Origin of the sequence: Bacillus sp. FSL K6-0069, assembly GCF_038007785.1 — a bacterium.
In the GTDB taxonomy this organism is placed as follows: domain Bacteria; phylum Bacillota; class Bacilli; order Bacillales; family Bacillaceae_G; genus Bacillus_A; species Bacillus_A mobilis.
Genome location: NZ_JBBOXN010000001.1, coordinates 1,966,109 through 1,988,985, shown reverse-complemented (window position 1 = coordinate 1,988,985; position 22,877 = coordinate 1,966,109). Strand labels below are relative to the sequence as shown.

Annotated in this window: 25 protein-coding genes and 1 pseudogene; 7 read left to right on the top strand and 19 right to left on the bottom strand. The window is 34.9% G+C overall.

The genetic code is table 11. The annotated features are described in order from the left end of the window. Nucleotides 1-111: 111 nt before the first annotated feature. From MHB74_RS10200 to cotH, 4 genes are all read right to left on the bottom strand, one after another. Nucleotides 112-1,491, bottom strand: coding sequence for a putative polysaccharide biosynthesis protein (locus tag MHB74_RS10200; protein WP_061676440.1), 1,380 nt, complete (start codon nucleotides 1,489-1,491; stop codon nucleotides 112-114). A gap of 96 nt (nucleotides 1,492-1,587) precedes the next feature. Continuing rightward, nucleotides 1,588-2,190: a DedA family protein gene (locus tag MHB74_RS10195; protein WP_000881202.1), complete on the bottom strand. Its 603-nt coding sequence runs from the start codon at nucleotides 2,188-2,190 to the stop codon at nucleotides 1,588-1,590. Nucleotides 2,191-2,294: 104 nt separating this feature from the next. Next, entirely contained in the window at nucleotides 2,295-2,912 is a 618-nt protein-coding gene (locus MHB74_RS10190; RefSeq protein WP_061676441.1) for an NUDIX hydrolase N-terminal domain-containing protein, read from the bottom strand. Nucleotides 2,913-3,018: 106 nt separating this feature from the next. After that, complete coding sequence (gene cotH, locus MHB74_RS10185) at nucleotides 3,019-4,095, bottom strand: spore coat protein CotH (protein ID WP_061676442.1); 1,077 nt, start codon at nucleotides 4,093-4,095, stop codon at nucleotides 3,019-3,021. 181 nt (nucleotides 4,096-4,276) lie between these two features. Here cotH and exsB point away from each other — a divergent pair, with 181 nt between their 5' ends. Continuing rightward, complete coding sequence (gene exsB / locus MHB74_RS10180; RefSeq protein WP_061676443.1) at nucleotides 4,277-4,810, top strand: exosporium protein ExsB; 534 nt, start codon at nucleotides 4,277-4,279, stop codon at nucleotides 4,808-4,810. Nucleotides 4,811-4,854: 44 nt separating this feature from the next. Here exsB and MHB74_RS10175 read toward each other — a convergent pair whose 3' ends face one another. The 6 genes from MHB74_RS10175 to MHB74_RS10150 all read right to left on the bottom strand — a co-directional run bounded on the left by MHB74_RS10175 (nucleotide 4,855) and on the right by MHB74_RS10150 (nucleotide 9,724). After that, the gene (locus tag MHB74_RS10175) at nucleotides 4,855-5,466 is read right to left on the bottom strand and encodes a phosphoserine phosphatase 1 (protein WP_061676444.1); all 612 of its coding nucleotides are present in this window, start codon (nucleotides 5,464-5,466) and stop codon (nucleotides 4,855-4,857) included. 13 nt (nucleotides 5,467-5,479) lie between these two features. After that, nucleotides 5,480-6,025, bottom strand: coding sequence for a short-chain dehydrogenase (locus MHB74_RS10170; protein ID WP_061676445.1), 546 nt, complete (start codon nucleotides 6,023-6,025; stop codon nucleotides 5,480-5,482). A 13-nt stretch (nucleotides 6,026-6,038) separates the two neighbouring features. Beyond that, complete coding sequence (fosB, locus tag MHB74_RS10165; protein ID WP_061676446.1) at nucleotides 6,039-6,455, bottom strand: FosBx1 family fosfomycin resistance bacillithiol transferase; 417 nt, start codon at nucleotides 6,453-6,455, stop codon at nucleotides 6,039-6,041. Between the two features lie 58 nt (nucleotides 6,456-6,513). Then, nucleotides 6,514-8,175: a peptide ABC transporter substrate-binding protein gene (locus MHB74_RS10160; protein WP_061676447.1), complete on the bottom strand. Its 1,662-nt coding sequence runs from the start codon at nucleotides 8,173-8,175 to the stop codon at nucleotides 6,514-6,516. Between the two features lie 75 nt (nucleotides 8,176-8,250). After that, nucleotides 8,251-9,264 (bottom strand): DUF2628 domain-containing protein, encoded by a 1,014-nt coding sequence (locus tag MHB74_RS10155; RefSeq protein WP_081110105.1) that lies wholly within the window; start codon nucleotides 9,262-9,264, stop codon nucleotides 8,251-8,253. A 7-nt stretch (nucleotides 9,265-9,271) separates the two neighbouring features. Continuing rightward, nucleotides 9,272-9,724: a methylated-DNA--[protein]-cysteine S-methyltransferase gene (locus MHB74_RS10150; RefSeq protein ID WP_061676449.1), complete on the bottom strand. Its 453-nt coding sequence runs from the start codon at nucleotides 9,722-9,724 to the stop codon at nucleotides 9,272-9,274. 134 nt (nucleotides 9,725-9,858) lie between these two features. Between MHB74_RS10150 and namA the strand changes: the two genes are divergently transcribed. Further along, nucleotides 9,859-10,896 carry an NADPH dehydrogenase NamA gene (gene namA, locus MHB74_RS10145; RefSeq protein ID WP_061676450.1) on the top strand — a complete coding sequence of 346 codons (1,038 nt, stop codon included), beginning with the start codon at nucleotides 9,859-9,861 and terminating at the stop codon, nucleotides 10,894-10,896. 503 nt (nucleotides 10,897-11,399) lie between these two features. Here the strand turns inward: namA and MHB74_RS10140 are convergent. From MHB74_RS10140 to MHB74_RS10130, 3 genes and pseudogenes are all read right to left on the bottom strand, one after another. Beyond that, nucleotides 11,400-11,861, bottom strand: a pseudogene (locus MHB74_RS10140) (DinB family protein). Nucleotides 11,862-11,926: 65 nt separating this feature from the next. After that, nucleotides 11,927-12,586 carry an oxidoreductase gene (locus tag MHB74_RS10135; protein ID WP_061676451.1) on the bottom strand — a complete coding sequence of 220 codons (660 nt, stop codon included), beginning with the start codon at nucleotides 12,584-12,586 and terminating at the stop codon, nucleotides 11,927-11,929. A gap of 115 nt (nucleotides 12,587-12,701) precedes the next feature. Continuing rightward, a complete protein-coding gene (locus MHB74_RS10130) occupies nucleotides 12,702-12,851 on the bottom strand; it encodes a hypothetical protein (RefSeq protein WP_168216100.1) in 150 nt (49 codons plus the stop codon). A gap of 266 nt (nucleotides 12,852-13,117) precedes the next feature. Between MHB74_RS10130 and MHB74_RS10125 the strand changes: the two genes are divergently transcribed. Then, nucleotides 13,118-14,068 (top strand): metal ABC transporter substrate-binding protein, encoded by a 951-nt coding sequence (locus tag MHB74_RS10125; protein ID WP_061676452.1) that lies wholly within the window; start codon nucleotides 13,118-13,120, stop codon nucleotides 14,066-14,068. Nucleotides 14,069-14,200: 132 nt separating this feature from the next. Next, complete coding sequence (locus tag MHB74_RS10120; protein ID WP_000172418.1) at nucleotides 14,201-14,671, top strand: GNAT family N-acetyltransferase; 471 nt, start codon at nucleotides 14,201-14,203, stop codon at nucleotides 14,669-14,671. A 97-nt stretch (nucleotides 14,672-14,768) separates the two neighbouring features. On the opposite strand, the gene MHB74_RS10115 is transcribed toward MHB74_RS10120, so the two are convergent. Then, nucleotides 14,769-15,719 (bottom strand): CobW family GTP-binding protein, encoded by a 951-nt coding sequence (locus MHB74_RS10115; protein ID WP_000613441.1) that lies wholly within the window; start codon nucleotides 15,717-15,719, stop codon nucleotides 14,769-14,771. 165 nt (nucleotides 15,720-15,884) lie between these two features. Here MHB74_RS10115 and MHB74_RS10110 point away from each other — a divergent pair, with 165 nt between their 5' ends. Beyond that, nucleotides 15,885-16,787: an aldo/keto reductase gene (locus MHB74_RS10110; protein ID WP_061676453.1), complete on the top strand. Its 903-nt coding sequence runs from the start codon at nucleotides 15,885-15,887 to the stop codon at nucleotides 16,785-16,787. Nucleotides 16,788-16,811: 24 nt separating this feature from the next. Here MHB74_RS10110 and MHB74_RS10105 read toward each other — a convergent pair whose 3' ends face one another. Together MHB74_RS10105 and MHB74_RS10100 are read right to left on the bottom strand one after the other, a co-directional pair. Further along, the gene (locus MHB74_RS10105) at nucleotides 16,812-17,396 is read right to left on the bottom strand and encodes a GNAT family N-acetyltransferase (RefSeq protein WP_061676454.1); all 585 of its coding nucleotides are present in this window, start codon (nucleotides 17,394-17,396) and stop codon (nucleotides 16,812-16,814) included. A gap of 84 nt (nucleotides 17,397-17,480) precedes the next feature. Continuing rightward, nucleotides 17,481-18,944, bottom strand: a complete 1,464-nt coding sequence (locus tag MHB74_RS10100) for a flavin monoamine oxidase family protein (protein ID WP_061676455.1) — start codon at nucleotides 18,942-18,944, stop codon at nucleotides 17,481-17,483. A 240-nt stretch (nucleotides 18,945-19,184) separates the two neighbouring features. Here MHB74_RS10100 and MHB74_RS10095 point away from each other — a divergent pair, with 240 nt between their 5' ends. After that, complete coding sequence (locus MHB74_RS10095; RefSeq protein ID WP_061676456.1) at nucleotides 19,185-19,376, top strand: DUF3896 family protein; 192 nt, start codon at nucleotides 19,185-19,187, stop codon at nucleotides 19,374-19,376. Nucleotides 19,377-19,481: 105 nt separating this feature from the next. Then, the gene (locus MHB74_RS10090) at nucleotides 19,482-20,483 is read left to right on the top strand and encodes an LLM class flavin-dependent oxidoreductase (RefSeq protein ID WP_061676457.1); all 1,002 of its coding nucleotides are present in this window, start codon (nucleotides 19,482-19,484) and stop codon (nucleotides 20,481-20,483) included. Between the two features lie 45 nt (nucleotides 20,484-20,528). Here MHB74_RS10090 and MHB74_RS10085 read toward each other — a convergent pair whose 3' ends face one another. The 3 genes from MHB74_RS10085 to MHB74_RS10075 form a co-directional block, all read right to left on the bottom strand. Continuing rightward, nucleotides 20,529-21,473 (bottom strand): alpha/beta hydrolase, encoded by a 945-nt coding sequence (locus MHB74_RS10085; RefSeq protein ID WP_061676458.1) that lies wholly within the window; start codon nucleotides 21,471-21,473, stop codon nucleotides 20,529-20,531. 207 nt (nucleotides 21,474-21,680) lie between these two features. Beyond that, a complete protein-coding gene (locus MHB74_RS10080) occupies nucleotides 21,681-22,136 on the bottom strand; it encodes a DUF3939 domain-containing protein (RefSeq protein WP_048543159.1) in 456 nt (151 codons plus the stop codon). Nucleotides 22,137-22,243: 107 nt separating this feature from the next. Next, a complete protein-coding gene (locus MHB74_RS10075) occupies nucleotides 22,244-22,687 on the bottom strand; it encodes a Dps family protein (RefSeq protein ID WP_000105194.1) in 444 nt (147 codons plus the stop codon). Between the last annotated feature and the right edge of the window lie 190 nt (nucleotides 22,688-22,877).

The window sequence follows — 22,877 nt, the reverse complement described above, 5'->3', positions numbered from 1 at the left end:
GCATATGAAACATACGTTTAAATTTCAATAGAAAAATTATTTTGAAAACGTTTTTATAAGAAAAATATTATAAACAAAGAAAAAGACAGAGTGCTCTCTGCCTTAAAAAGCTTATGTTGCCTTTATAACATATTTAGAAAGCATCCACAAGTTAAAGCCAACTGAAATCGTATAACCAGCGTATGTTGAAATAATAAAACTTACATAATCGAAATACGGAAGCAATACAATATTTAAAACTATTTTCACAATAATGCCAATCACTAATCCTAGCACTGTTTTCTGTTGTTGATTAATTCCTTGTAACATCGCAGCTGTTACTGTAAATAGCGAAAATAGTATACAGGCAGGAGCATAATACTGTAAAATCACTCTTCCCATCTCCGGGTCATTGCCGGCACCAAATAAAAGCGTATATACTGGTTTTGCTAGCAACATCATTCCAATTGCTGCTGGTACCGTAATACCTACTACTAATACATTCGTCCTCGTAAAATGTTTGTACAGTAACTTCACATTTCCTGCTGTATAGGCTTTTGTCATCTCAGGTACGAGAGACATACTAAAAGCAGTCGCAACGGAAACTGGGATAAGTACAACCATCTGAACAAGACCAATTATTGCATTAATCTTCTCTGCTTCGCCTTGCATATAGCCTATTTGTATAAGTAGTTTATTAATTGTAAATGTGTCAATCGTCTGATACAACGGGATTGCTAAACCAACGACAACAAACGGGATTGAATATGTAAAGAGCTCCTTATAAAGCGAGAAAAAAGATTTCGTTGTTTGCGGAATACTTGCCATTTCTTTTTTCTTTAAGTGCTTTCTCCTTCTAATGTAATACGCACTTAAAACCGTTAATCCACCTATCGCTCCCATAAAGGCACCGAACGTTGAAATACCAACAGCTAGAGAGATAGAAGCTTTTAAAATATATAAAACGACAAAACTTCCTATCAAAATGGTTAAGACTCGAAAAAATTGTTCTACCACTACACTTAAAGCAGAAGGCCCCATCGATTGGAACCCTTGAAAGAATCCCCTTAATAAACTCATTACCGGTACAAGTATTAACGCAAAGCTTACAATTTGAATATTAGTTGTGACCGCCGCTACACTATTCCCTGTTTGATCATTTCCATCGATTACAAGTTTAGCTAAATGTGGAGCTAATATATATAGGGTTAAACATGAGATTACTCCCATTATCAACATAAAAAAGATACCGCTCTTTAGCACTCTCTTAACCGTATGATAATCATTCAGTTGATCATATTTTGATACCATTTTCGAAACTGCAAGCGGTAGTCCCATCGTCGCAATGCTAAGCATAATCGTATATGGACGATATGCATACGTGTATAAAACGTACCCACTCGTACCAACCATTGCTGTAAATGGTATAACATATATAAACCCTAACATTTTAGATATCATCGTTGCCATCGTTAAAAATATCGTTCCACGTATAAACGGTGACCCTTTCATCACATTCCTCCGCTACGCTTTATTATTACACATTATGGACAACTCCTTTTTTTTAGAACCAGAACAAATAAAAAAGCCAATGAAAAATCATTGACTTTAACGCGCTGCTTTTTTCTTTTTGAAATACTTTAAACCGAAGTATAAAGCAACAAAGAGAACAGCTCCTATAATTATGTAATGTGTGTAATCAGATGCATACTCTTTAATGTGTCTCCAATTTCCACCAAGCTTTTCACCTAAGTATATAAATAGTATTGACCATGGAATAATCGCAACTACAGTATACAGTGTAAATAATTTTAACGGCATTTTAGCTAATCCTGCCGGAATAGAGATTGCGTGACGTACGACTGGGATAAAGCGCGCAGAAAAGATTACTCCTGCTCCGTAACGCTTAAACCAACCTTCCGCTATGTCTAAATGATGTTTATTAATAAGTAGATATTTCCCGTATTTCTCTACAACTGGACGTCCTCCATAGTATCCAAGCCAATATAAAAATATTTGAGCTAACGTACCACCGATTGTTCCAGCAATGACTGCACCGACAAAGCTAATTTTACCATCTGCAACTAAAAAGCCCGCATACGATAGTACAATTTCACTCGGGATAATTTCAATCATTAAAGCTAGCGCTACTCCAAAGTAACCTAAGCTTGCAAAAAATTGCAATAACTGATCTATTATGCTTGCTAACATTTTATTTTCTATCTCCTTTTTTCTTCACATACCATCCCATTATTACATAAAGGTTGCATTCTGCCAATATCTTCATTCCAACAATTTGATTGGCATACGCATGATTAATCTATTAATATTTCTTTCTGAGATTCTTTCATGCAGGCAAACATTTCTTTAATTTGCTCTTCGGTATTTCTAGCAATCGATAAATTAGGCAATTCATTTTCGCCAAAGAACTCCACATCATCTGTTTCAATACTCGTTTTCTTTTCGCCACCAATAATCTTACAACCAATAAAAATTTTATATACGTGTGTTGCTGAAGGCGATGGTTGATGTTTTTCTTTATCAAATATAGCGAGTAGTTTAAAATCATCTACTTTATAACCCGTCTCCTCTATAACTTCTTTCGCTGCTACTTCTGTTGGCGTATAACCGATATCAGCCCATCCACCTGGCAATGCCCATTTCCCATCACTTTTTTCTTTCACAAATAATAACTTTTCATTTTGAAAAACGACTGCTCTTATATCAACTTTTGGTGTTTGATAACCTGTCTCATTTGCAAATAACTTCTCTACAACTTCCCAATCTGTCTTTGTGTAATGTGACATCATCGAAATGGAAATATCCCGTAATTGTTGGAAACGCTCTATATCATACACATCTTTAGAATACGTTAAACCCGCTTGGGCTATAGCTTGTATTTGTTTTACCCAATCAATCCACTTTACCGTCATGTTTCCACATCTCCCATCCTCTTTTAATTGCATATTAAGTTCGTTCTACTGATACATCTTTATTATACAAAAAAAGAGATTGATAATGTTCCAATCTCTTTCAAAATTAATCCAATTCATGTAGGTGGTCATGTATATACTTTCTTCGCTTATTTATATATTCATAAATCATATCAGTTTCTTGATCAAATGTTTCTAATTTGTCTTTCATATATGGATCTTGAAGTAAATATGGACGAATCGATTCACACAACCCTTCAACTTTCGGCATCATAAATGAAACGGTAAATTGTTCTTCTAATATTTCTTCCAAAATACTTCGGTATTGTTTTCTAAAAACAGGTATATCTAACAATCTTGCACTTAACGTGTTATAGCCTTGAATACGAATATACTCATGATTTAGCGGCCTTCCTTGTACATCACGCCCCCAAGTCGCATCATAATCCCACGGTATCACTTCAAATAAATTTGTTTCATCATTATGATATAGCGCATAGTTATGAACAAAACCATCAAAGTTTTGCGTAAAAATGACGCCAGCTAACCATCTTAAATATTTATCTACATGCAAAAACTTTCCAATTTCTTTTTCATAAGCTTCCCTCTTCAAAGTATTCGCTTGAAATACAAATTCACTCAGCTGTTCTTCGCTATTTTCATTCGAGCATTTAAATTCATATCCCGCAAAAAGCTCTGTCTTAACATCTTTATCTCTCTCACTCATTAAAGAAAAGTTCGCATCATCATCTATCGCATAATAAATAGAACCATTTGGTAATCCTCTATTTTTCAAAAAGTTTTCATCAACTGATTCTAACTGTAAATATACACCTTGAATTTGACCATTAATTTTTATAAATACATGTTGTGATTTTGGTGAAAGTACACCAATATCATGAAAAAAATCTAAAGATAATTTATTTCGTATGAGAGACGGATCCATAAACTCAGAATTTAAATGAAACTCTTTCGCACCTTGAAACTTTTTTGGTTTATAAAACATAACATGATAAGACTTTTTCTCAAATTCACGAATATGAGCCCCTCGGTATACGATATCAATGTCATACTTCTTTTTTCCATAAGTTAATTTTGCTGGCACTGGACTGTCTGACCAAATTTCTTTTTTCAATTCCACTAGGTTCATTGGATGAATAAAAAAATCATATGAAGGTAGCATATTTTCACATCCCTTCTCAGTTCTCTTCATTCAATGTATGCGCCTTGTCTTGTCCATACATCCGCTATCATCTATTTATATAAAATTACACTCTTGTCCTGTTCAGAAAGACGTCATATCTCATATCATGTTAAGGAAAAAGAATACCTTTTCACTTGAATACATGATAAGGAGGATTTCTATGAAACGTGATATTAGAAAAGCTGTTGAGGAAATCAAAAGTGCGGGGATGGAGGATTTCTTACACCAAGATCCAAGCACATTTGAGTGCGATGATGATTGCACGACAAAAATAGATTGTAGCGAAGATTGTAAATGCCCAAGAACAAGATGTACTCGCGTAAAACATTGTACGTTCGTTACAAAATGTACCCACGTTAAAAAATGGACATTTGTTACGAAATGTACTCGTGTTCGCGTTCAAAAATGGACGTTCGTTACGAAAGTAACACGTAGAAAAGAATGCGTTTTAGTTACAAAACGTACTCGCAGAAAGCATTGTACATTCGTTACAAAGTGCATACGCTTTGAAAAGAAATTTTTCTGGACGAAACGATGTTTCTGTAAAAAATGTGAATTCTTCCCGAACGGACATGGTCACTCTTGCGACGATTCATGTGATCATCGTAAGGACTGTCACGATGGTGGTCATAAATTCCCATCTTGCAAAAACAAGAAATTCGATCACTTCTGGTATAAAAAACGTAATTGCTAGTTTTTATGCCTACAAAAAAGGCCGTCTTGCGGCCTTTTTTACGTTTACTGAAAATGACTTATATCTGCAAATTGCTTCACTTCACCTTTACCTTCTTCAAATTCTATTATACTTAGACTAGCACTATGCATAAATGGATCATTCCAAACATTTTCTATTTCAATACCTGCAAAATGTCCTACAAGTAGTTTTGCCGCTGCCGCATGGGAAACAATTAATATACTTTCTCCTTTATGCTTTTCTAGAAGAAGCTGTATCCCCTCAATTACCCTTTTATAAACAGACTCAAAATTTTCTCCTGATGTTGACTGAAAAAGATGTGGCTCATACCAAAACAATTGTATTTCGTCTGGGTATTGCCTTTCTATATTGTCGACTGTCTGTCCTTCCCATTCACCCATGTTAATTTCATAGAAATGCTCATCCGCGATTATCGGTATATCACGTTCGCCCTTTATTAACTCTGCAGTATGTAGCGTTCTTTCACTCGGACTACTATAAATCGCATCGATAGATAAATCTTTCATTCGATCTCCTAATTGCTTAGCTTGTAGCATACCATTCTCAGTTAAAGCAGAATTTTTCCGCCCTTGCATTCGCTTCGCTACATTCCATTCTGTTTCACCGTGCCTTGTTACATATACAGTTGTCTTCATTTCTCATTCCCCCTTACCATGTTGGCCGCAATTCCCATGGTTCTACTCGTCCTACAATCCATTCATCACACTTACTCTCAATTCCTTTTATTACCCCATCCGATATTTCTTCATGGGTAAGCCATCTCCCGTATGAATCTTCTAATATAAAACCTAATATTATTCTATGGTAGCTACACCGCGTACCTCCTATTTTTTGTGCGGGCATACGCGACGCTTTACTACCAAAAATATGAAAAACGTTGTATGTTTCAGGCCACAACTCTAATTCTCTACAAATGAGTGATAACGTATCCTTCGCACTTGCGTGTATCCATGCGACAACTACTGTTATTGGACCATTCCTCTCAATTGTACTTTTAATAGCTAGCTTTACATCGTCATTATTATGATAATCTAATGATAGACATGTGATCCTTTCTGGCGCAGCACTCTCTCGCTTAACATTTTCTAATTTAACTTCATCTCGTCCAATAATAGAAACATGAAATCCTTTCTCACAAAGCCACATAGAGACTCCCTTTAGCATTCCTGTCCCGCCAATTACTAGCGCATGCAACCTTTTTCCTCCCTTAGTAAAATGTCATATGAGGTTTTTCTTCCCTATAATAATTAAGTCGGTCTTGCAATGTCCCTGAATGAAACTCAAATTTGTGGCCGTCAGGATCAACAAAATATATAGACTCACAATCCCTTACATCTCGTTCTCTTCCTTGTAAAATATGAACATCGTTTTCTTCTAATCGCTGCAGTAGGCGTTCAAAGTCTTTCTGTTCAACTGAAAACGCAATATGCGTATAAGATTCATGAATCTCATTTCTCGGAATATGTGTTTCTTCATTAAGCGCTACCCATACCCCGCATATATTGAAATATGCGAGTTTTCTCCCTTTAACTAATAATTCCCCTTCCAATACTTTTTCATAAAATGTAATAGAATCTTTTAAATTAGATACTGAAAAACAAAGATGATTGATTCCTTTTAACAACTCTAATTCCTCCTATACAAATAAAAGATGAGCGAAAATTCACTCATCTTTTATTATACTATTTCTTTGTAATATATGCCCATTTATAACTGAAGTCCCCACCAAACGTATGATTCGCAATACCTTTCACGTATGGTTTTTCTAAATATGCCGTACTTTGTTGGTACGCAGGAGAAATAGCAGCATCTTGACCAATTAAGATTTTTTCAGCTTCTGCAAGGGCACTCCAGCGTGCTTTATCATCTTTTAGTAGCTCTCCTTTTGATTTCGCTACTAAATCATCATACTTCGGATTAGAATAATCCATTTCATTAAATGAACTTCCAGTAACAAACATGTCAATATAAGTCATTGGATCCGGATAGTCTGGACTCCATGCAGATAATGAGAATTCATATTCAAATTTCTTTTCTAACTCTAGCTTCTGCTTATATGGTTGTTGTTTCAAATTCACTTTAATACCAGGTAAATTTTTCTCTAACTCTTCTTTAATAAAGTCGCCCACTTTTTTACGGCTACCGTTATCATCATTTAGAAATTCTACTGTAATTGTATCTTGGCCAAGCTCTTTCTTCGCTTCTTCCCATAATTTTTTTGCTTTTTCTGCATTATCTTTGCTATCACGGAAATTTTTATTTACAGTACGGAAATCTTTTCCATCTGGTCCTGTCGTAAATTTCTCAGGTACTAAGAAATATGCTGGTAATGATCCGTCATTTAAAATAACATTGGCAATTCCTTTTTTATCGTATGCTAGATCAATCGCTTCACGAACTTTTTGGTTTTTAAACGTTGCATTTTTTTGGTTAAAACGTAAGAAATACATACGTGGATCTAACTTCGTTTTAAATTCATCTGGCTTATTCTTTTTATATTTATCAACGAATTCAGAACTTAAAATAACTCGATCTGCTTGATCACTATCATATAAATTTACTCCTGTGCTCGTTTCCTTCACAATATTCACATTAATTTCTTCTAACTTCACAGTATCTTTATCCCAATAATTAGGGTTTTTCTTTAGCTGATAGCTTCGTTCATGTTTCCATTCACTCATCGTAAATGGTCCATTATATAATAGTTTATCTGCTTCTAATGCATATTTATCCCCTTGTTCTTTCACATATTTTTCATTTAAAGGGAAAAATGTTGGGAATGAAGTAAGCTCAAGGAAATATGGTGCTGGTTGTTCTAATTCTACTACTAACGTTTTATCATCTTTTGCTTTTACTCCTAATTGATCTAACGGTAATTCTCCCTTATTTACTTTCTGTGCATTTTTCACATCAAATAAAATAAATGCATACTCAGCTGCCGTTGCTTTATCTAATGCGCGTTGCCATGCAAATACAAAATCTTGCGCTCGAACTGGATCGCCATTAGACCACTTTGCATCTCGTAATTCAAATGTATATGTCGTTTTATCTTCACTAATCTTCACATCTTTTGCCATACCCGGAGTTGGTTTATTATCCTTATCTAAACGATATAAACCTTCCATTGCATTAACAAAGGCACGGAATGATACAGAGTCTGTTGATTTTGACGTATCCATTGAAGGAATTTCTGCTGCTTCTAATAAGTTTAATACTTGCTTATCTGCTGCTCCTTTACCTGCTTCTTTCTTCGTTGTAGATGCTTTCTCCCCATTTCCGCAACCTGCAACTAATACACTTGTCGATAATGCAACTGCAGCAATCGTTGTTACCTTTCTCTTCATTCTTCCTTCCCCCAATCTATATGTATAAATGAAAGTAGTATAATACATACCATTATACAAAAGATTCAGATTATTTCAAATATTATTTTTGTACAGTAAATAAAGAAGCGGATAGAATGCCCTTCTATCCGCTTCTTTTTCTATTCTTTTTACTTGTAATCCATCCTCTATGTCAAATGGATTTTGAACTTTAAATATTTCTTCCATTATCTTCAAAAAGTCTTCCTCATTTTTTGATTCTCCATTAATCGTCAAGGAGTACGGCTCAATCTCGCCCAATTTATAATCAACAACAAATTGGATCTTCACCTTTTTCCTTGGCATATCAGGACTTTCTCCTTTGAACTCTACCAATTCTAATCCTTCAGTGCCACGGTAATATACCCAACCTGGATTTCTAAAATAATTTTCAAACGATTCACCAATGGAAAAGAACGGATATTCATATAGTGAGCCTGCACGAACCTTTTGGATAATATCTCGATCAGTCGGGAAAAAGAAATGGCTGAAGAAGATACTAGCAACTGCTAAAATCGTAACAATTGTCGCTCCCATTTTACTTGTTCCACCACTATCACGAATGAGATACTTCTCAACCGATTCATCTTGAATTTCTCGTGCTTTTATTCGATATATACGCCTTTCTGCAAATTGATAATATAATCCATTCGCAAAAATCGCCATTCCAAATAAAATAAAAATGAGCAATAAAAATGTAAGAGGCACCATATTAATGATCGGCAGTGCTACGTTGAAACCCATATAATAAGAAAATGCATCGCATGCTAATAATAACAATATCAATAAAGCTGCAGGTACATAATACTTACGATATCCAAGCCAACCTACATTAAAAATAGCTGCCCAACCATTCCAGCTCCATCTAGCAATCCGCTTTTCCTCAAGCTCCCATTTCCTTTTGTAATGCGGATATTGTCTCCCTACATATACTTCTAATTCCTTGTCTATTAGCGAACTTCCTTCACCTTGTTCATTATGCAAGGTCCGCTGGCAACTTTCACAATTCAACTGATTTCCCTTGCAAAGTTGCCCACAATTTATACACTTCAAAACAATCCCTCTTCTCATCCATACGTCATTTCAAAATACCTTCGTGTTTTAATAACCACTCTTTCCTCCATAAACCACCAGCATACCCAACAAGCTTCCCGCTCTTTCCTATTACACGATGACACGGAACGATAATTGAAATTGGATTACGACTATTCGCTCCTCCTATTGCTCGTACCGCTTTCGTATTTCCAACCTTCTCTGCAATATCTAAATATGAAGCACTTACGCCATAAGGAATAGTATAGAGCGAATCCCATACATTTTTTTGAAATGATGTTCCCTCAGCAGACAACGGGACTGTGAACTCTTTTCTTTTCCCCTTAAAATATTCATCTAGCTCATTTATACATTGATCTATCGTTTCATTTTTATGTTCTTCTTGTCTCTCATCAACAAATATAACAGACGTAATTCCTTTATCATTCGCTGTAATTTCCAGCAAACCTAATTCACTTTCATAATAAGCCTGATACATATGTCATCCTCCAATTCAATTCATATTAATTATTGTAACACGAATAGACAAAATTTTTCGTATAAGCGTTTTATTAGGGAAAACAAAAAAGAGAATGATACAATGTAAGAAAATTCAATCTAGGAGGCTATTGGATGAATTCCGAAATTTTTTCACCTTATACAATTAAGGACGTTACATTAAAAAACCGTATCGTTATGTCACCTATGTGCATGTATTCATCAGAAAACGAGGATGGCCAAGTAACTAATTTCCATCTCGTTCATTACGGAACGAGAGCTGCCGGTCAAGTTGGTTTAGTTATGATTGAAGCGACAGCCGTGTTACCGGAAGGAAGAATCTCTAACAAAGACTTAGGTATATGGGATGATAGCCTAATTGAAGGCTTACATAAAACGACAACTTTTATACATGATAACGGTGCAAAAGCTGCCATTCAACTCGCTCATGCCGGAAGAAAAGCAGAATTAGAAACGGATGCTCTCGCTCCATCAGCAATTCCGTTTAATGAAACAATGAAAATACCAGTAGAAATGAATACACAGCAAATAAAAAATACTATATTCGCTTTTCAGCAAGCTACAATACGATCAAAACAAGCTGGATTTGACGTTATTGAAATACATGGTGCTCACGGTTATCTTATTAATGAATTTCTTTCTCCACTTTCTAATAAGCGGACTGATGAATATGGGGGCTCACCTGAAAATCGCTATCGTTTCTTACGTGAAATTATTGACTCAATAAATGAAGTTTGGAACGGACCGTTATTCGTTCGTATTTCAGCAAATGACTATCATCCTGATGGGTTAACAGTTCAAGATTACGTTCAGTATACAAAATGGATGAAAGAACAAGGGGTAGATGTAATCGACTGTAGTTCTGGGGCTGTTGTACCGGCACACATCGATGTATATCCCGGGTATCAAGTACAATATGCGAAACATATTAAAGAGCATGCTAACATTGCAACTGGTGCTGTTGGATTAATTACGACCGGGGCACAAGCAGAACAAATTTTAAATAATAACGAAGCAGATTTAATTTTTATCGGACGTGAGTTACTTCGTAATCCTTACTTCCCAAGAATAGCCGCCAATGAACTTGGCTTTGAGTTACAAGAACCATACCAATACAAGCGAGCACCAGGGAAAATCCAAACGAATAAATAAAGTGAAACTTTAATCAGTGGGGGTTTTCTTCATCCCCCACTAATTATTAGCCCTCACCAATCGGACTTTTATGGGCAGCCCGCCCCCACCTAACTTCTTTGCTTTCGCTGAATTTTGAGGTAGGGGTCTTACTACCCATTAAAGCGGGATAAAACCGAGAATATTATGTACGACTACTTACAGAGAAATTAAAAGTATACTACAAGACAATGTATGTTATTTTATAATATCATTTTAAGGTGTATCAACATTTTGCTTGATACGCCTATTTTTTATCTCCTTATTCTCACTACATGCAGCTATACACTTAATTAACGTTATATAAAACCAATTAAATTTAACGAACAAAACAAGCATAGTCACACTCTAAATATGCGACAAGGTTACAATCCACATTCAATAATACGGATCACAACTGAAGTAACAAAAAAACAATTTCTCAAATTAAGTAGGAAATTGTTTTTTATTATAATAGTATACTGTTTTAAATTCGTTTGTTTCGTTTATAAATAGGAACGATGCGCTGGCCATGAACCTTGAAGCTTACGAATTTGTACAATTTGTCCTGTATGATAAGCGTCGTGCAAAAGAATGTTCTGATATTGTTGCTAAATCGGAAGAGAAGGGGTAAGTCGATCTAGTTCTGCTTCTTGAAGGGATACTAATACAGATTGTAAAGCATCATGCACTTGAATTGTTCGCAACACTGTTTGTTGCCAAGCATCTTCATCATTACATCCTCCTTGGACAAATGTTTCATCTTCGTGTAAGCGGGCAAGCAGGCGTTCTTTAAAAGTAAGTAAATGGTTTACATTTTCCCAAATTGTATTACTAGCCCATCCTTCTGGTTGCCAACACGCTTGTGCAGCGGTAAGATCCTTTAACGCGTCTGATATAGGTGGATACCATGCTTCTTCGTAAAAAACTTGCTGAATTCCATTTTGCAACATTTCTTTTTTACTCATCCGTATATCCTCCTTTTGCAAACCCTCAAAAAGTATGGACTAGTACATATCATTCTTCTCGTTTGTTATTCTATCGTTGTAATTTCATTTGAGTTATAAAAATAGATACCCGTTTCTTCTCGCAATGCAGTGATATACATCCCTTTCGCCACATCTTTCGCTGAAATTGGTTTATACTTTTTGAAAGCCCCTTTAAATATAAATGGAATCATACGAGATAACTTTTCAGCCATTCGTTCTCCAAAACGAAATTCTTGTCGATTTCCTACTAATAATGACGGCCTAAAAATGTGAATACCACCAATAACTAGTTTTTGTAATTCCTCTTCCATTTTCCCTTTAACTTGCGAATAAAAGAAAAATGATTTAGGATTTGCTCCCATCGAGGACACAACTAAGAAATTTTGCACCCCTTGTTTTTCAGCTAAACAAGCAGCTCTTAACGTATATTCATAATCTACCTTTTTGAAATTTGCCTTTGTTTTTGCTTTTTTGATCGTTGTTCCTAGACAACTAAATACATCATCTACAGCAAAAAACTCTTTATATTCCTCTAACATTGAAAAATCTACTTGCTTTTGCTGTAACTTTTCATGTTGCCATTGTATTGGTTCTCTTACAAAAATAGTAACCGAATCGTAGTAATCTGATTCAAGTAATAGACGCGTTATCTCTTGTCCAACTAAACCACTTGCACCAAGTACTAACGCTGTTCGCTTATTCATATATGCATATACCTCTTATTTTACTTTTCTCTCCTTCAGTAAAATACAACTTTTAGGAGTTTCCTTCTCTCATTTTACCACAAGTAAAGCACTATGCGTACGCATAGTGCTTTACTCACTCTTTTTTCTCATCGTTCTCTCGTAATTTTGTGACTGTTGATGCATCTCCTAAATTACTTATTAATCTTCTTAAAAAAATTAAGACTAAGGCTAATGGGAATACTACCGCTAATATCAATAAAATAGCTTCCATTAAGTAACCCAAACACTCATCCCCCTCTACACCCTCCTTTCATATATATGAACACAGCGTTGTCACATATGCATGTATTCGCAAAAATAACACCTCTATATTTGACAACTTTATAACAAAATCAAATCGGAATGATTATTATTTATTGCAACTTTATAAAAGATGTATTATACTAAGTTCGCAAACTAAAACGTAATTATTCCGTTTTGTATTAAAATGATATTTTTCTTCTATAATTGGGGAAAATATATCCGTAAAAAAGAAAAGAGGAGAACTTCATGCCTAAAAGATTGACTATATTTTCATTCTTACTTATTTTCACTTTAATTTTTACTGGCTGCTCAAATAAAAAAGAAGGTAAGGCCAAGAAAGATGGAAAACTAACTGTTTATACAACTATTTTTCCTCTTGCTGATTTCGCAAAAAAAATTGGTGGCGACTATGTAACTGTTGAAGCGATTTACCCGCCTGGTGCAGATTCTCATACATTCGAACCAAGTCAAAAACAAACCGTACAAGTTGCAAAAGCCGATTTATTCGTTTATAACGGTGCTGAATTAGAACCATTTGCTGAAAAAATGGAAAAAGCATTGCAAAAAGAAAATGTTAAAATTGTAAATGCATCAAAAGGTATTGAACTGCGTACTTCTACAGAAGAAGAGCATCATGATCACGGAGACGGCCATAAAGAGGATGAACATCATCACGATAAAGACCCGCACATTTGGTTAGATCCTACTTTAGCAATGAAACAGGCAGAAAAAATTAAAAATGCACTTGTAGACTTACAACCTGACCATAAGCAAGAGTTCGAAAAAAACTTCGCAGCACTTCAAACAAAATTTACTGATCTAGATGATCAATTTAAAGCAGCTGTTGCGAATGCAAAAACGAAAGATATTTTAGTTTCTCATGCGGCTTATGGTTACTGGGAACAACGCTATGGCCTAAAACAAATTGCTATCGCGGGGATTTCAGCTTCTGATGAACCATCTCAAAAACAGCTTGCTGACATTACAAAAACAGTAAAAGAACATAATCTACAATATATTTTATTTGAAACTTTCTCTACTCCAAAAGTAGCATCTGTCATTCAAAAAGAAACGGGTACAAAAATTTTACGCTTAAATCATCTTGCTACTATTTCTGAAGATGATGCGAAGAACAATAAAGATTACTTCACTTTAATGGAAGAAAACGTAAACACATTGAAAGAAGCTACTAACTAATCAATTTTTTAAAAGAAGCTGAATATGTCATTCAGCTTCTTTTTTTGTCTTTACTTGACTTGACCAAAATAACAAGTAAAATTATCCATATTAGCTTTTATGCTATATTAATTTAGAAGGTGAGTTGGAATTATGACTCTTCACATTTGTGAAGTAACAGAAAAAAATTGGCGTTCGGTAGCTGCTTTAAACGTCGCAAAAGACCAGCAGCAATTTATTGAAAGCAATGCGTTTTCTCTAGCAGAATCATTATTTGAAGGAAACGGAACGTCAGTAGGTTTATATGATGGAGAAACACTTGTAGGATATGCAATGTACGGATGGTATTGGGAAAAACGTAAAAGCGTATGGTTAGATCGCTTTATGATTGACGAGCAATATCAAGGAAAAGGATATGCAAAACGTTTCCTTCGCATACTCATTCAATTCTTACAAGATAAATTTGAATGTAAAATAATTTATTTAAGTTTACATCCAGACAACAAACTCGCAATGGGATTATACGAGTCATTTGGCTTCCGCTTAAATGGCGATATTGATGACGAAGGCCCAGTTGTAGGTGTTGTAATGGAGTTACTATTAGATGAACATACAAGCCTGTGAAAACAGGCTTTTTATTATCCTTCATTTTTTGCAATCTAGCATTTTTCCACAAAGTACTTAGTTAAGCATAAAAAATAAGCCTGCAATATAAGCAGACTTATTTCACACACTCCTCGAAATGTTCTTGGAACCATTCTTTGTTAATATCTTTTCCGATAAACACGACTTCACTTACTCGTTCTTCGCCCTCTTGCCACTCTCTATCGTATGATGCAGCAAACAGTGTATGCACACCTTGGAAAACGATCCGTTTATCTACTCCATCAATCGATAAAATTCCTTTGTAGCGATATAAATATTCACCTAGTTCTTGAACGACAGCTGACATCCATTCATTTAGTTTTTGTAAATCTAACGGACGTTCTTCACGTAGTACAAACGACTTTACACCTTCTAGATGATTATGCTCTGTATGAGGATAAATTTGTAACGTATCTTTCGTTTTAAACGTCTGAATTTGTAGTAACGATTGAATATCCACATCACAGTTAGTCGCCTCGATTAACTTTGCAGTTGGATTTATACCTTGCAGTTCCTGCAAGAGATTTTCCTTTTCACTTTCATCCACTAAATCTAATTTATTTACTAAAACGACATCAGCAAATGCAATTTGTTCCTTTGCTTCTAGTCCTTTTTCAAAATGTTTATGTATATGATAACTATCTACTACTGTTACAACACCGTTAATTTGGTATGCGGATTGAATAACAGGATCTAAAAAGAATGTTTGAATAATCGGACCTGGATTTGCAAGACCAGTCGTTTCAATTACTAATCCATCAAAATCCATTTTCCCTTCTGCTTTTACGTCCAGTAATTGTTTTAAAGCGACGAGTAAATCTTCACGTACAGTACAACATAAACACCCATTCGTCATTTCCATAATCTCTTCTTCGACATTCATAATCAACTGATTATCAATACCAATTTGCCCTATTTCATTTACAATCACTGCTAATTTCTGACCGTGATTCTCTGATAAAATGCGATTTAATAATGTCGTTTTCCCTGACCCTAGAAAACCCGTTAATATTGTTACTGGAATCATCCATTACATCTCCTTATAGCTATATGTTTCTACATTATAGCATACAGAGAAAATCGTTTTTGTAGCAAAACATATTTATTGTATGTACGACACTGTAACTATATAATAATACATAGTAAGAAAGCCTTTTCAAAAAATTATTTATTCCTCAAGGGGGTACTTATAATGGAACGAGTTCAAATGGCCGAAACACTAGAATTTTCTCGTATTATTCAAGGTTTTTGGCGTTTAGCAGAATGGAATATGACAAAGCAAGAGTTACTTTCTTTCATTGAAGCTTGTATGGAGATGGGAATTACTACTTTCGATCACGCTGATATTTATGGTGGCTATACGTGTGAAGGATTATTTGGCGAAGCATTACAACTCAAGCCTTCCTTACGCGAAGACATGCAAATTGTCACAAAATGTGGAATCGCTCCCCCATCACCGAAATTTCCAGAGCGATATGTTGCTCACTACAATACGAGTGCTAAACATATAATAAAAAGCGCGGAAGACTCATTACAAAACTTACATACAGATTATATTGATGTATTGCTCATTCATCGCCCTGATTCATTTATGGATCCAAATGAAGTAGCAGAAGCGTTCTCGCGTTTAAAACAAGAAGGCAAAGTCCGCCACTTCGGTGTATCTAACTTTTTACCTTCACAATTTAATATGTTAAGTTCCTATTTAGATTTCCCGCTCCTTACAAATCAAATTGAAGTATCTGCGATGCATCTTGAGCATTTCGAAAAAGGAACAATTGATTTATGCCAAGAAAAACGAATCAATCCTATGATTTGGTCGCCTCTTGCTGGTGGAGAAATCTTTACTGGTCAATCAGAACGTGCCGTACGTGTACGTGAAACTTTACAGAAGGTTGCTACTGAACTAGGTGTTACTAGCATCGATACAGTTATGTATGCATGGCTACTTGCTCATCCAGCTAATATGATGCCAATCGTTGGATCTGGTAAATTAGATCGTGTTAAAACAGCCGCCCTTTCTACAAAAGTCAATTTAGATCGTCAACAATGGTTTACAATTTTCGAAAGCTCTAATGGACATCCTGTACCATAATACACAAAAAGAAGAGCTGTTTCTTTACAGCTCTTCTTTTTCATATGTATTTCTAGTCATGGCAAATACACACATATCCCTTAATCCATTTCCATCTACCGCTACACTCGCACTTTCCAATGTACCCTCTAACTTAAAGCCTAATTTCTCAGGTATAGCCCTACTCTTCTTATTTAAAGAATCACATCGAATTTCTACGCGATTTGCTTTTAGCTCAGAAAAAGCATAATCCGTTATCCCCTTTGCAGCCTCTATCATATAGCCTTTTCCACTAAACCTTGAATCAATCCAATACCCAATTTCAAATTGAGGTATATCCCAATTAATACGATGTAATCCAGCGGATGCAATAAATTCACCTGTTTCTTTCGAAAAAACTAGTAATCTTAAATCCTCACGCTGCAAAAATTGAATATGCGATTTTCTAATACTCACTTCTACTTCTTCCTCTGTTTGCTCCTTTTGTGCAAAAACCATCCATGGTTTTAATTCTTGCATAGAAGCTCCAATTGCATCGTATACAGCTTTACCGTCACCTGGTTTCGGCATTCGAATAAATAGCCTTTCAGTATAAAATTCAGAAGGAAAATCGAATAATAACGGATTCACTTTCAACACTCCTTTTAATTCTTTTATATATAATAATATCCATCTCAAACTATACAGTAAAGAAATTTCTGAATTTTATACATTTTAATCATTCACCTCTACCGCAACACGGACGCCCGATTCAATTGCACCTTGTATCCATCCGTGATATAACGTTGTATGATCACCTGCAAAGTATAATCTCCCCTCTGGTTTTATAATTGCTGGTTGTAGTTCGGATTCTTGACCTGCCTGGAATAGCGCAAATCCTCCAAGTGCATATGGATCCAATGTCCAACTTTTTGATATTCCAGACATGAATTCATCATATACTTGACCACCTAATATCGTTGCCAAGTTGTGTAATGCGTAATAAATACGGTCTCCCTTTGATAATCCATCCCATAACAACGCATCATAAGACCATGTATAGCTGCCTAACATCATAGCAGGTCCTTTCTCTCCAATTCCGTGACTTGGATAATAGGCATAACGAATTGGCAAATCCGTTATAATCCTGCCACCTAATTGTCCTTGTTCTTCCCAAAATCGACTTTTAAATTGAATTCCTATTTTTGTTGCCGGCATATAATGCAATTCACGAATTGCTTTCCATTTTTCATGAGATATAGAATCAAATGGATCTACTTCCACAAAGCGCATTGTCGAAAATGGAATTGTAATAATAACTAAATCCCCTGTAATACTACTATATTCAAAGGTTTCCTCGTTTCGATAAAAAGCTGTCACACCGTTATCATGCTGATGTAGCTTCATTAATTTTTGATTATAAATAATATTTTCTTCTAATTGTGGTAAAAAGGACTTTGGTAATCTATCATTCCCGCCTACAATTTCACAAAATCCACTCTCCTCTTGCATAATATATAAAAAACGTAACGTCTCTACAAATGACCTTTCCAAAAAACCTTCTAAATCTAATAAAACACCGATCATCTCAATTGTTACTGGCGAAAAGTAAGTATTATATTGATAAGGATGATACTTTAAAAATTGACCTGTAGAGTATCTCCCAAAATCCTTTACTACAATATCCCAATTTTTCTCTGGGTTCTTTTTTATAAAATTTATAATTGGCTGTACCGCTAACAATAATAGCTCCTCAGACGTTTTCCCGACTTCATTCATTTCCACAGGATACTTTAATATACTTGGGTCTTTTTCATATTGTTTTAATGTCGTTTTCCGGCCATTTACATAAATAATATCCGTCTCATTCCTATTAATAAAAGGGCTTACCTGTAGCCTAAATTTTCTTATATACGCCATCGTTAATGTGTGCGAATATGGAATTCTCATTGCCCCTACATCCAAATATAATCCGGTATCTTCCATTCTAACCGTCTCTATACGGCCACCTACCCGGTTGTTTGCTTCAAAAATCTTTACTTCATGTCCTGCAGCTTTTAATAAAGATCCCGAAACTAATCCAGCCATACCTGCGCCTACTACAATAATTTGCTTCGGGCGCGTCGTCTTATTTAATCCTTTATTTATAACTTTCAACACTTCATCCATCTCAGTGTTATACATTATATCTTTCTGCACAATTCCACCCCTTACTTCATAAAGTGAAACTATAATCAGTGGGGGCTCTTCCCCTACTGATTATTAGTTGAACCAATCGGGCTTTTATGGGCATTAGTGGTTTAGTGCATTTTATTCATAAATTCCTATAAACATAACAACATAGCAAGTGGAATATTCACTAAAAGTACATAAGAGATAGCTCTCACATATCTTCACGCTTCGTATAATATAGCAACTGCAAAAAAGGAGTGGTTGAAAATGAAGCGAACTTACGACTACCACGATACAAAGAAGTATTTAGAAGGAAAGAAACAACAACTATGCAATAAACTTAGTAGTAAGCATCTATCTAAAAAAGAGCGTGAACAATTAAATCTTGAGATTGATAACTATGAATATATTTTAGAATTAGTCGAAATGAATCATTATGAACGGGGCTTTTCTCGTTAGTAGTAAATATAGGATGTATCCACTTTTTATTTTGAGCATTTTATTACGCATTTTTCGTAAGTAAATATATAATAGGATGTACATTAAGATTGAGAGGTATATTCTATGATCAAATTAAGTGTATTAGACCAATCACCTATTTCAGATGGTAGTACAGCAGCCCAGGCTTTTTCTCATACAGTTACACTTGCACAAGAAGTTGAAAAACTAGGATTCACACGCTTTTGGGTATCTGAGCATCATAATTCCGTCAGCCTTGCTGGTTCAAGTCCTGAAATACTTATTTCTCATATTGCAGCAAAAACAGATCGTATGAGAGTTGGTTCAGGTGGTGTTATGTTACCGCACTATAGCCCGTATAAAGTTGCCGAGAATTTCCGCGTTTTAGAAGCTCTTTATCCAAATCGTATTGACCTTGGTGTCGGCAGAGCACCTGGTGGTATGCCAATTGCAACTCGCGCACTACAAGAAGGAAAAATGGTCTCACTGGATCAATATCCAGAACAAATTGCAGATGTTGCAATGTACTTACATGATCAAGTACCAGAAAACCATCATTATGCAAATTTAAAGGCTACCCCTGTGATTCCAACATCTCCTGAGATGTGGTTGCTCGGTTCTAGCGGAGAGAGTGCTATGATTGCTGCAAAACAAGGTGCTTCTTTTGCATTCGCACAGTTTATTAACGGATACGGTGGCCCTGAAGTAATGAAGGCTTATCAGGAACAATTCCAACCTTCCTATTTAGGAGACAAACCAAAATCAATCGTATCTATTTTTGTTATTTGCGGAGAAACGAATGAAGAGGCGGAAAAAATTGCTTCTAGTTTAGATTTATCAATCTTATTACTAGAACAAGGAAAGCGTACAACTGGTACTCCTTCTATCGAAACTGCACAAAACTATTCATACAGCGCTTATGATCTATTCCGTATAAAAGAAAATCGTCAACGTATGATCGTCGGTGATCCATCTTCTGTGAAAGAACAAATCGTAAACTTAAGCAAAGCGTACAATACTGACGAATTTATGATTGTTACAATTACTCATCGATTTGAAGATAAATTGAATTCTTATCGCTTACTAGCAAATGCTTTTCATTTATAATGATAAAAGGGAGATACATCAAATATGATGCATCTCCCTTTCTTACTACTTATTACTTTTGTTGTTTATATATGCAATAGCTTCTTTTAATAGCTCTTCAAAATCCTCAGGATAATCATGGTTTAAATTAGGCACAACTTTATACTTATGTTCTATATTCTTATCTCTTAATAATCGTACAAATTGCTGCGTACATTCGAAACAATCTTCATCTTGATCCCCGCACACTATATACCCCTTTATATTTTTATCTTGTAGCACTTCCAACAACTCATTCCATTCTTCAATCTCTGGAAGCCACGGCGCTACGAAAATAAAACCATCTACCTCTATATCTTTTTGTAAAATCGTATTCAAAGCTACTCTTGCGCCAGCAGAAAAACCACCAATTATTACATTTTCTACTGTATGATTTTCTGTAACCGTAACGTAATGCTCTTTTAATTCCTCTTTCCCTCTATGTATATCATCCCAAACAAATCCATCTGAAAACTGAATTTGCGAAGATTGTGGTAAAGCCAACGTATAATCTTGATCCAAAACAGATTTCCAATATGGTTCTACTATTCCTATATTTTCTTGATCTCCGTGCATTGCAATAAATAGTTTTTCTTTTTTCTTACCTTCAATACATTTCACGTCTGCTCGTTCTGTTTTCTTTGCTAATCCTTCTCTTTCTTTACATAATTGAACCATTTTATGAAACTCTTCAAATTTATGTAGTGGTTTTAAATCGTCGTCGGTCATTAAATATTCATTTCCATACCAAAAACCCTTTTCTATAATGGCTTCCTTCATTACATGCATCGCTTCTTCTTCAAGTCCTGCTGCACCCGCTAGTGCATATTTGAAATTATATATTTGCGCCTCATTTCCCACTATGCCTTTCGCATGCTCCATTATATAAGTGTACGCTTCCAAACTCCCTTTATTTGCGTAACGATGTAACGTTTCATTTAATAATTGAATGTAAGTCGTATTATTTTTCATACCCCAATTCCCCCGTAACCTTTTATCCTATTTATCTTTCAAACCTTTGTACCATTCTGTAATCACTGTATATAACTCACACAAACAATACTTAATCATTACACTTCTTCGTCGAATAAGTTTATTATAAAATTAAATAGACTGAAAAATCAATATTTTAACAAACAAAAAAAGACAACAATATATTTATTGTTGTTTTCCATACCTCTATCCACTCTTTTGTTTTTTTCTGTCTGGTTTACTTGAAACTAAATAATGTTTTTCTGAAATATATAAATCTCTTTTTAATATACGATTTAAATACGGTCCTAATTTCATCCCGCATATTAGGCGATCTTCACTACCTTCAACAATTGGAAACATTTCTTTTTCTGTTACGTATTGATCTACTGCTTTTTGTACGATATCAATTTCTTTAACTAGGTTTAGATTTTCTTCTGTATGTTCAAATACTTCAAGTGTTTCCTTCGTAATAAGAAAACTATTTGTTGGAAATGCAAGTAAATACGGCTTTAACAAATCATAATTTACTGTATAATCATCATTTACTAATACTGTATAAACGATATTAGCATTCTTTTCTAGAAACTTAGCCATCGCTTGTTCTAATTCATCTTTCGTTATTTCACGCTCTTCTTTTCCAGTTCTGAAAAAGCGAAACATCGCATCGCCTCCTTTTTACTATATTATAGCATAAAAGAAAACTGAAAAATTACAAAAAAAGTCATTGAAAGAATTTTTCAATGACTTTTTTCTTTATATACTTATATTTATTTTAAGAACGCACTTAACATCCATACATGTTGTTCTAATGTTGTATGAATCGCTAACAACATGTCCGCTGATGTTTCATCGCCAGCTTCACCAGCAACTTCCATACCTTCTTTTAATTCTTGAATAAGTGCAGAGTAATCATTCACTAATGTTTGCACCATTTCTTCTGCAGATTCCTTGCTTGTCCCTTCATTCACACTAGATGTTGCAAGATATTCTTTCATTGTCGCTAGCGGTTTACCTTCCAAAGCTAAAATACGTTCTGCTAATTCATCAATATTTGTTCCAGCTTCATTGTAAAACTCTTCAAATTTCTCATGTAATGTAAAGAAGTGTGGTCCTGTCACATACCAGTGATAATTATGTAATTTCACATATAACACATTCCAGTTTGCTACCTGCTTGTTTAATACTTCAACAACATTTGTTTTCGTACTCATACAATCCACTCCTCTTATCATTTCATAATGTTTATCTTTTAATAACCTAGTTACATGTTACCATACATTTCCTTTCCTTTCGAAAGATTGGCTCATATGTAACAAAGTTTTAACACCTTTAATACTTCCCTAATATCTTTTAATTCATGTATGCTTTCAAACACTTCATACGTCTAATTGTCCAAGCTCA

Coding starts and splice junctions, on each gene's coding strand:
- MHB74_RS10155 (WP_081110105.1), bottom strand. CDS start 9,264: ATGAGAAGAGGGATTGTTTTGAAGTGTATAAATTGTGGGCAACTTTGC.
- exsB (WP_061676443.1), top strand. CDS start 4,277: ATGAAACGTGATATTAGAAAAGCTGTTGAGGAAATCAAAAGTGCGGGG.
- MHB74_RS10090 (WP_061676457.1), top strand. CDS start 19,482: ATGATCAAATTAAGTGTATTAGACCAATCACCTATTTCAGATGGTAGT.
- MHB74_RS10115 (WP_000613441.1), bottom strand. CDS start 15,719: ATGATTCCAGTAACAATATTAACGGGTTTTCTAGGGTCAGGGAAAACG.
- MHB74_RS10135 (WP_061676451.1), bottom strand. CDS start 12,586: ATGAATAAGCGAACAGCGTTAGTACTTGGTGCAAGTGGTTTAGTTGGA.
- MHB74_RS10075 (WP_000105194.1), bottom strand. CDS start 22,687: ATGAGTACGAAAACAAATGTTGTTGAAGTATTAAACAAGCAGGTAGCA.
- MHB74_RS10200 (WP_061676440.1), bottom strand. CDS start 1,491: ATGAAAGGGTCACCGTTTATACGTGGAACGATATTTTTAACGATGGCA.
- MHB74_RS10175 (WP_061676444.1), bottom strand. CDS start 5,466: ATGAAGACAACTGTATATGTAACAAGGCACGGTGAAACAGAATGGAAT.
- MHB74_RS10080 (WP_048543159.1), bottom strand. CDS start 22,136: ATGTTTCGCTTTTTCAGAACTGGAAAAGAAGAGCGTGAAATAACGAAA.
- MHB74_RS10160 (WP_061676447.1), bottom strand. CDS start 8,175: ATGAAGAGAAAGGTAACAACGATTGCTGCAGTTGCATTATCGACAAGT.
- MHB74_RS10125 (WP_061676452.1), top strand. CDS start 13,118: ATGCCTAAAAGATTGACTATATTTTCATTCTTACTTATTTTCACTTTA.
- cotH (WP_061676442.1), bottom strand. CDS start 4,095: ATGCTACCTTCATATGATTTTTTTATTCATCCAATGAACCTAGTGGAA.
- MHB74_RS10120 (WP_000172418.1), top strand. CDS start 14,201: ATGACTCTTCACATTTGTGAAGTAACAGAAAAAAATTGGCGTTCGGTA.
- MHB74_RS10095 (WP_061676456.1), top strand. CDS start 19,185: ATGAAGCGAACTTACGACTACCACGATACAAAGAAGTATTTAGAAGGA.
- namA (WP_061676450.1), top strand. CDS start 9,859: ATGAATTCCGAAATTTTTTCACCTTATACAATTAAGGACGTTACATTA.
- MHB74_RS10195 (WP_000881202.1), bottom strand. CDS start 2,190: ATGTTAGCAAGCATAATAGATCAGTTATTGCAATTTTTTGCAAGCTTA.
- MHB74_RS10085 (WP_061676458.1), bottom strand. CDS start 21,473: ATGAAAAATAATACGACTTACATTCAATTATTAAATGAAACGTTACAT.
- MHB74_RS10110 (WP_061676453.1), top strand. CDS start 15,885: ATGGAACGAGTTCAAATGGCCGAAACACTAGAATTTTCTCGTATTATT.
- MHB74_RS10190 (WP_061676441.1), bottom strand. CDS start 2,912: ATGACGGTAAAGTGGATTGATTGGGTAAAACAAATACAAGCTATAGCC.
- MHB74_RS10150 (WP_061676449.1), bottom strand. CDS start 9,724: ATGTATCAGGCTTATTATGAAAGTGAATTAGGTTTGCTGGAAATTACA.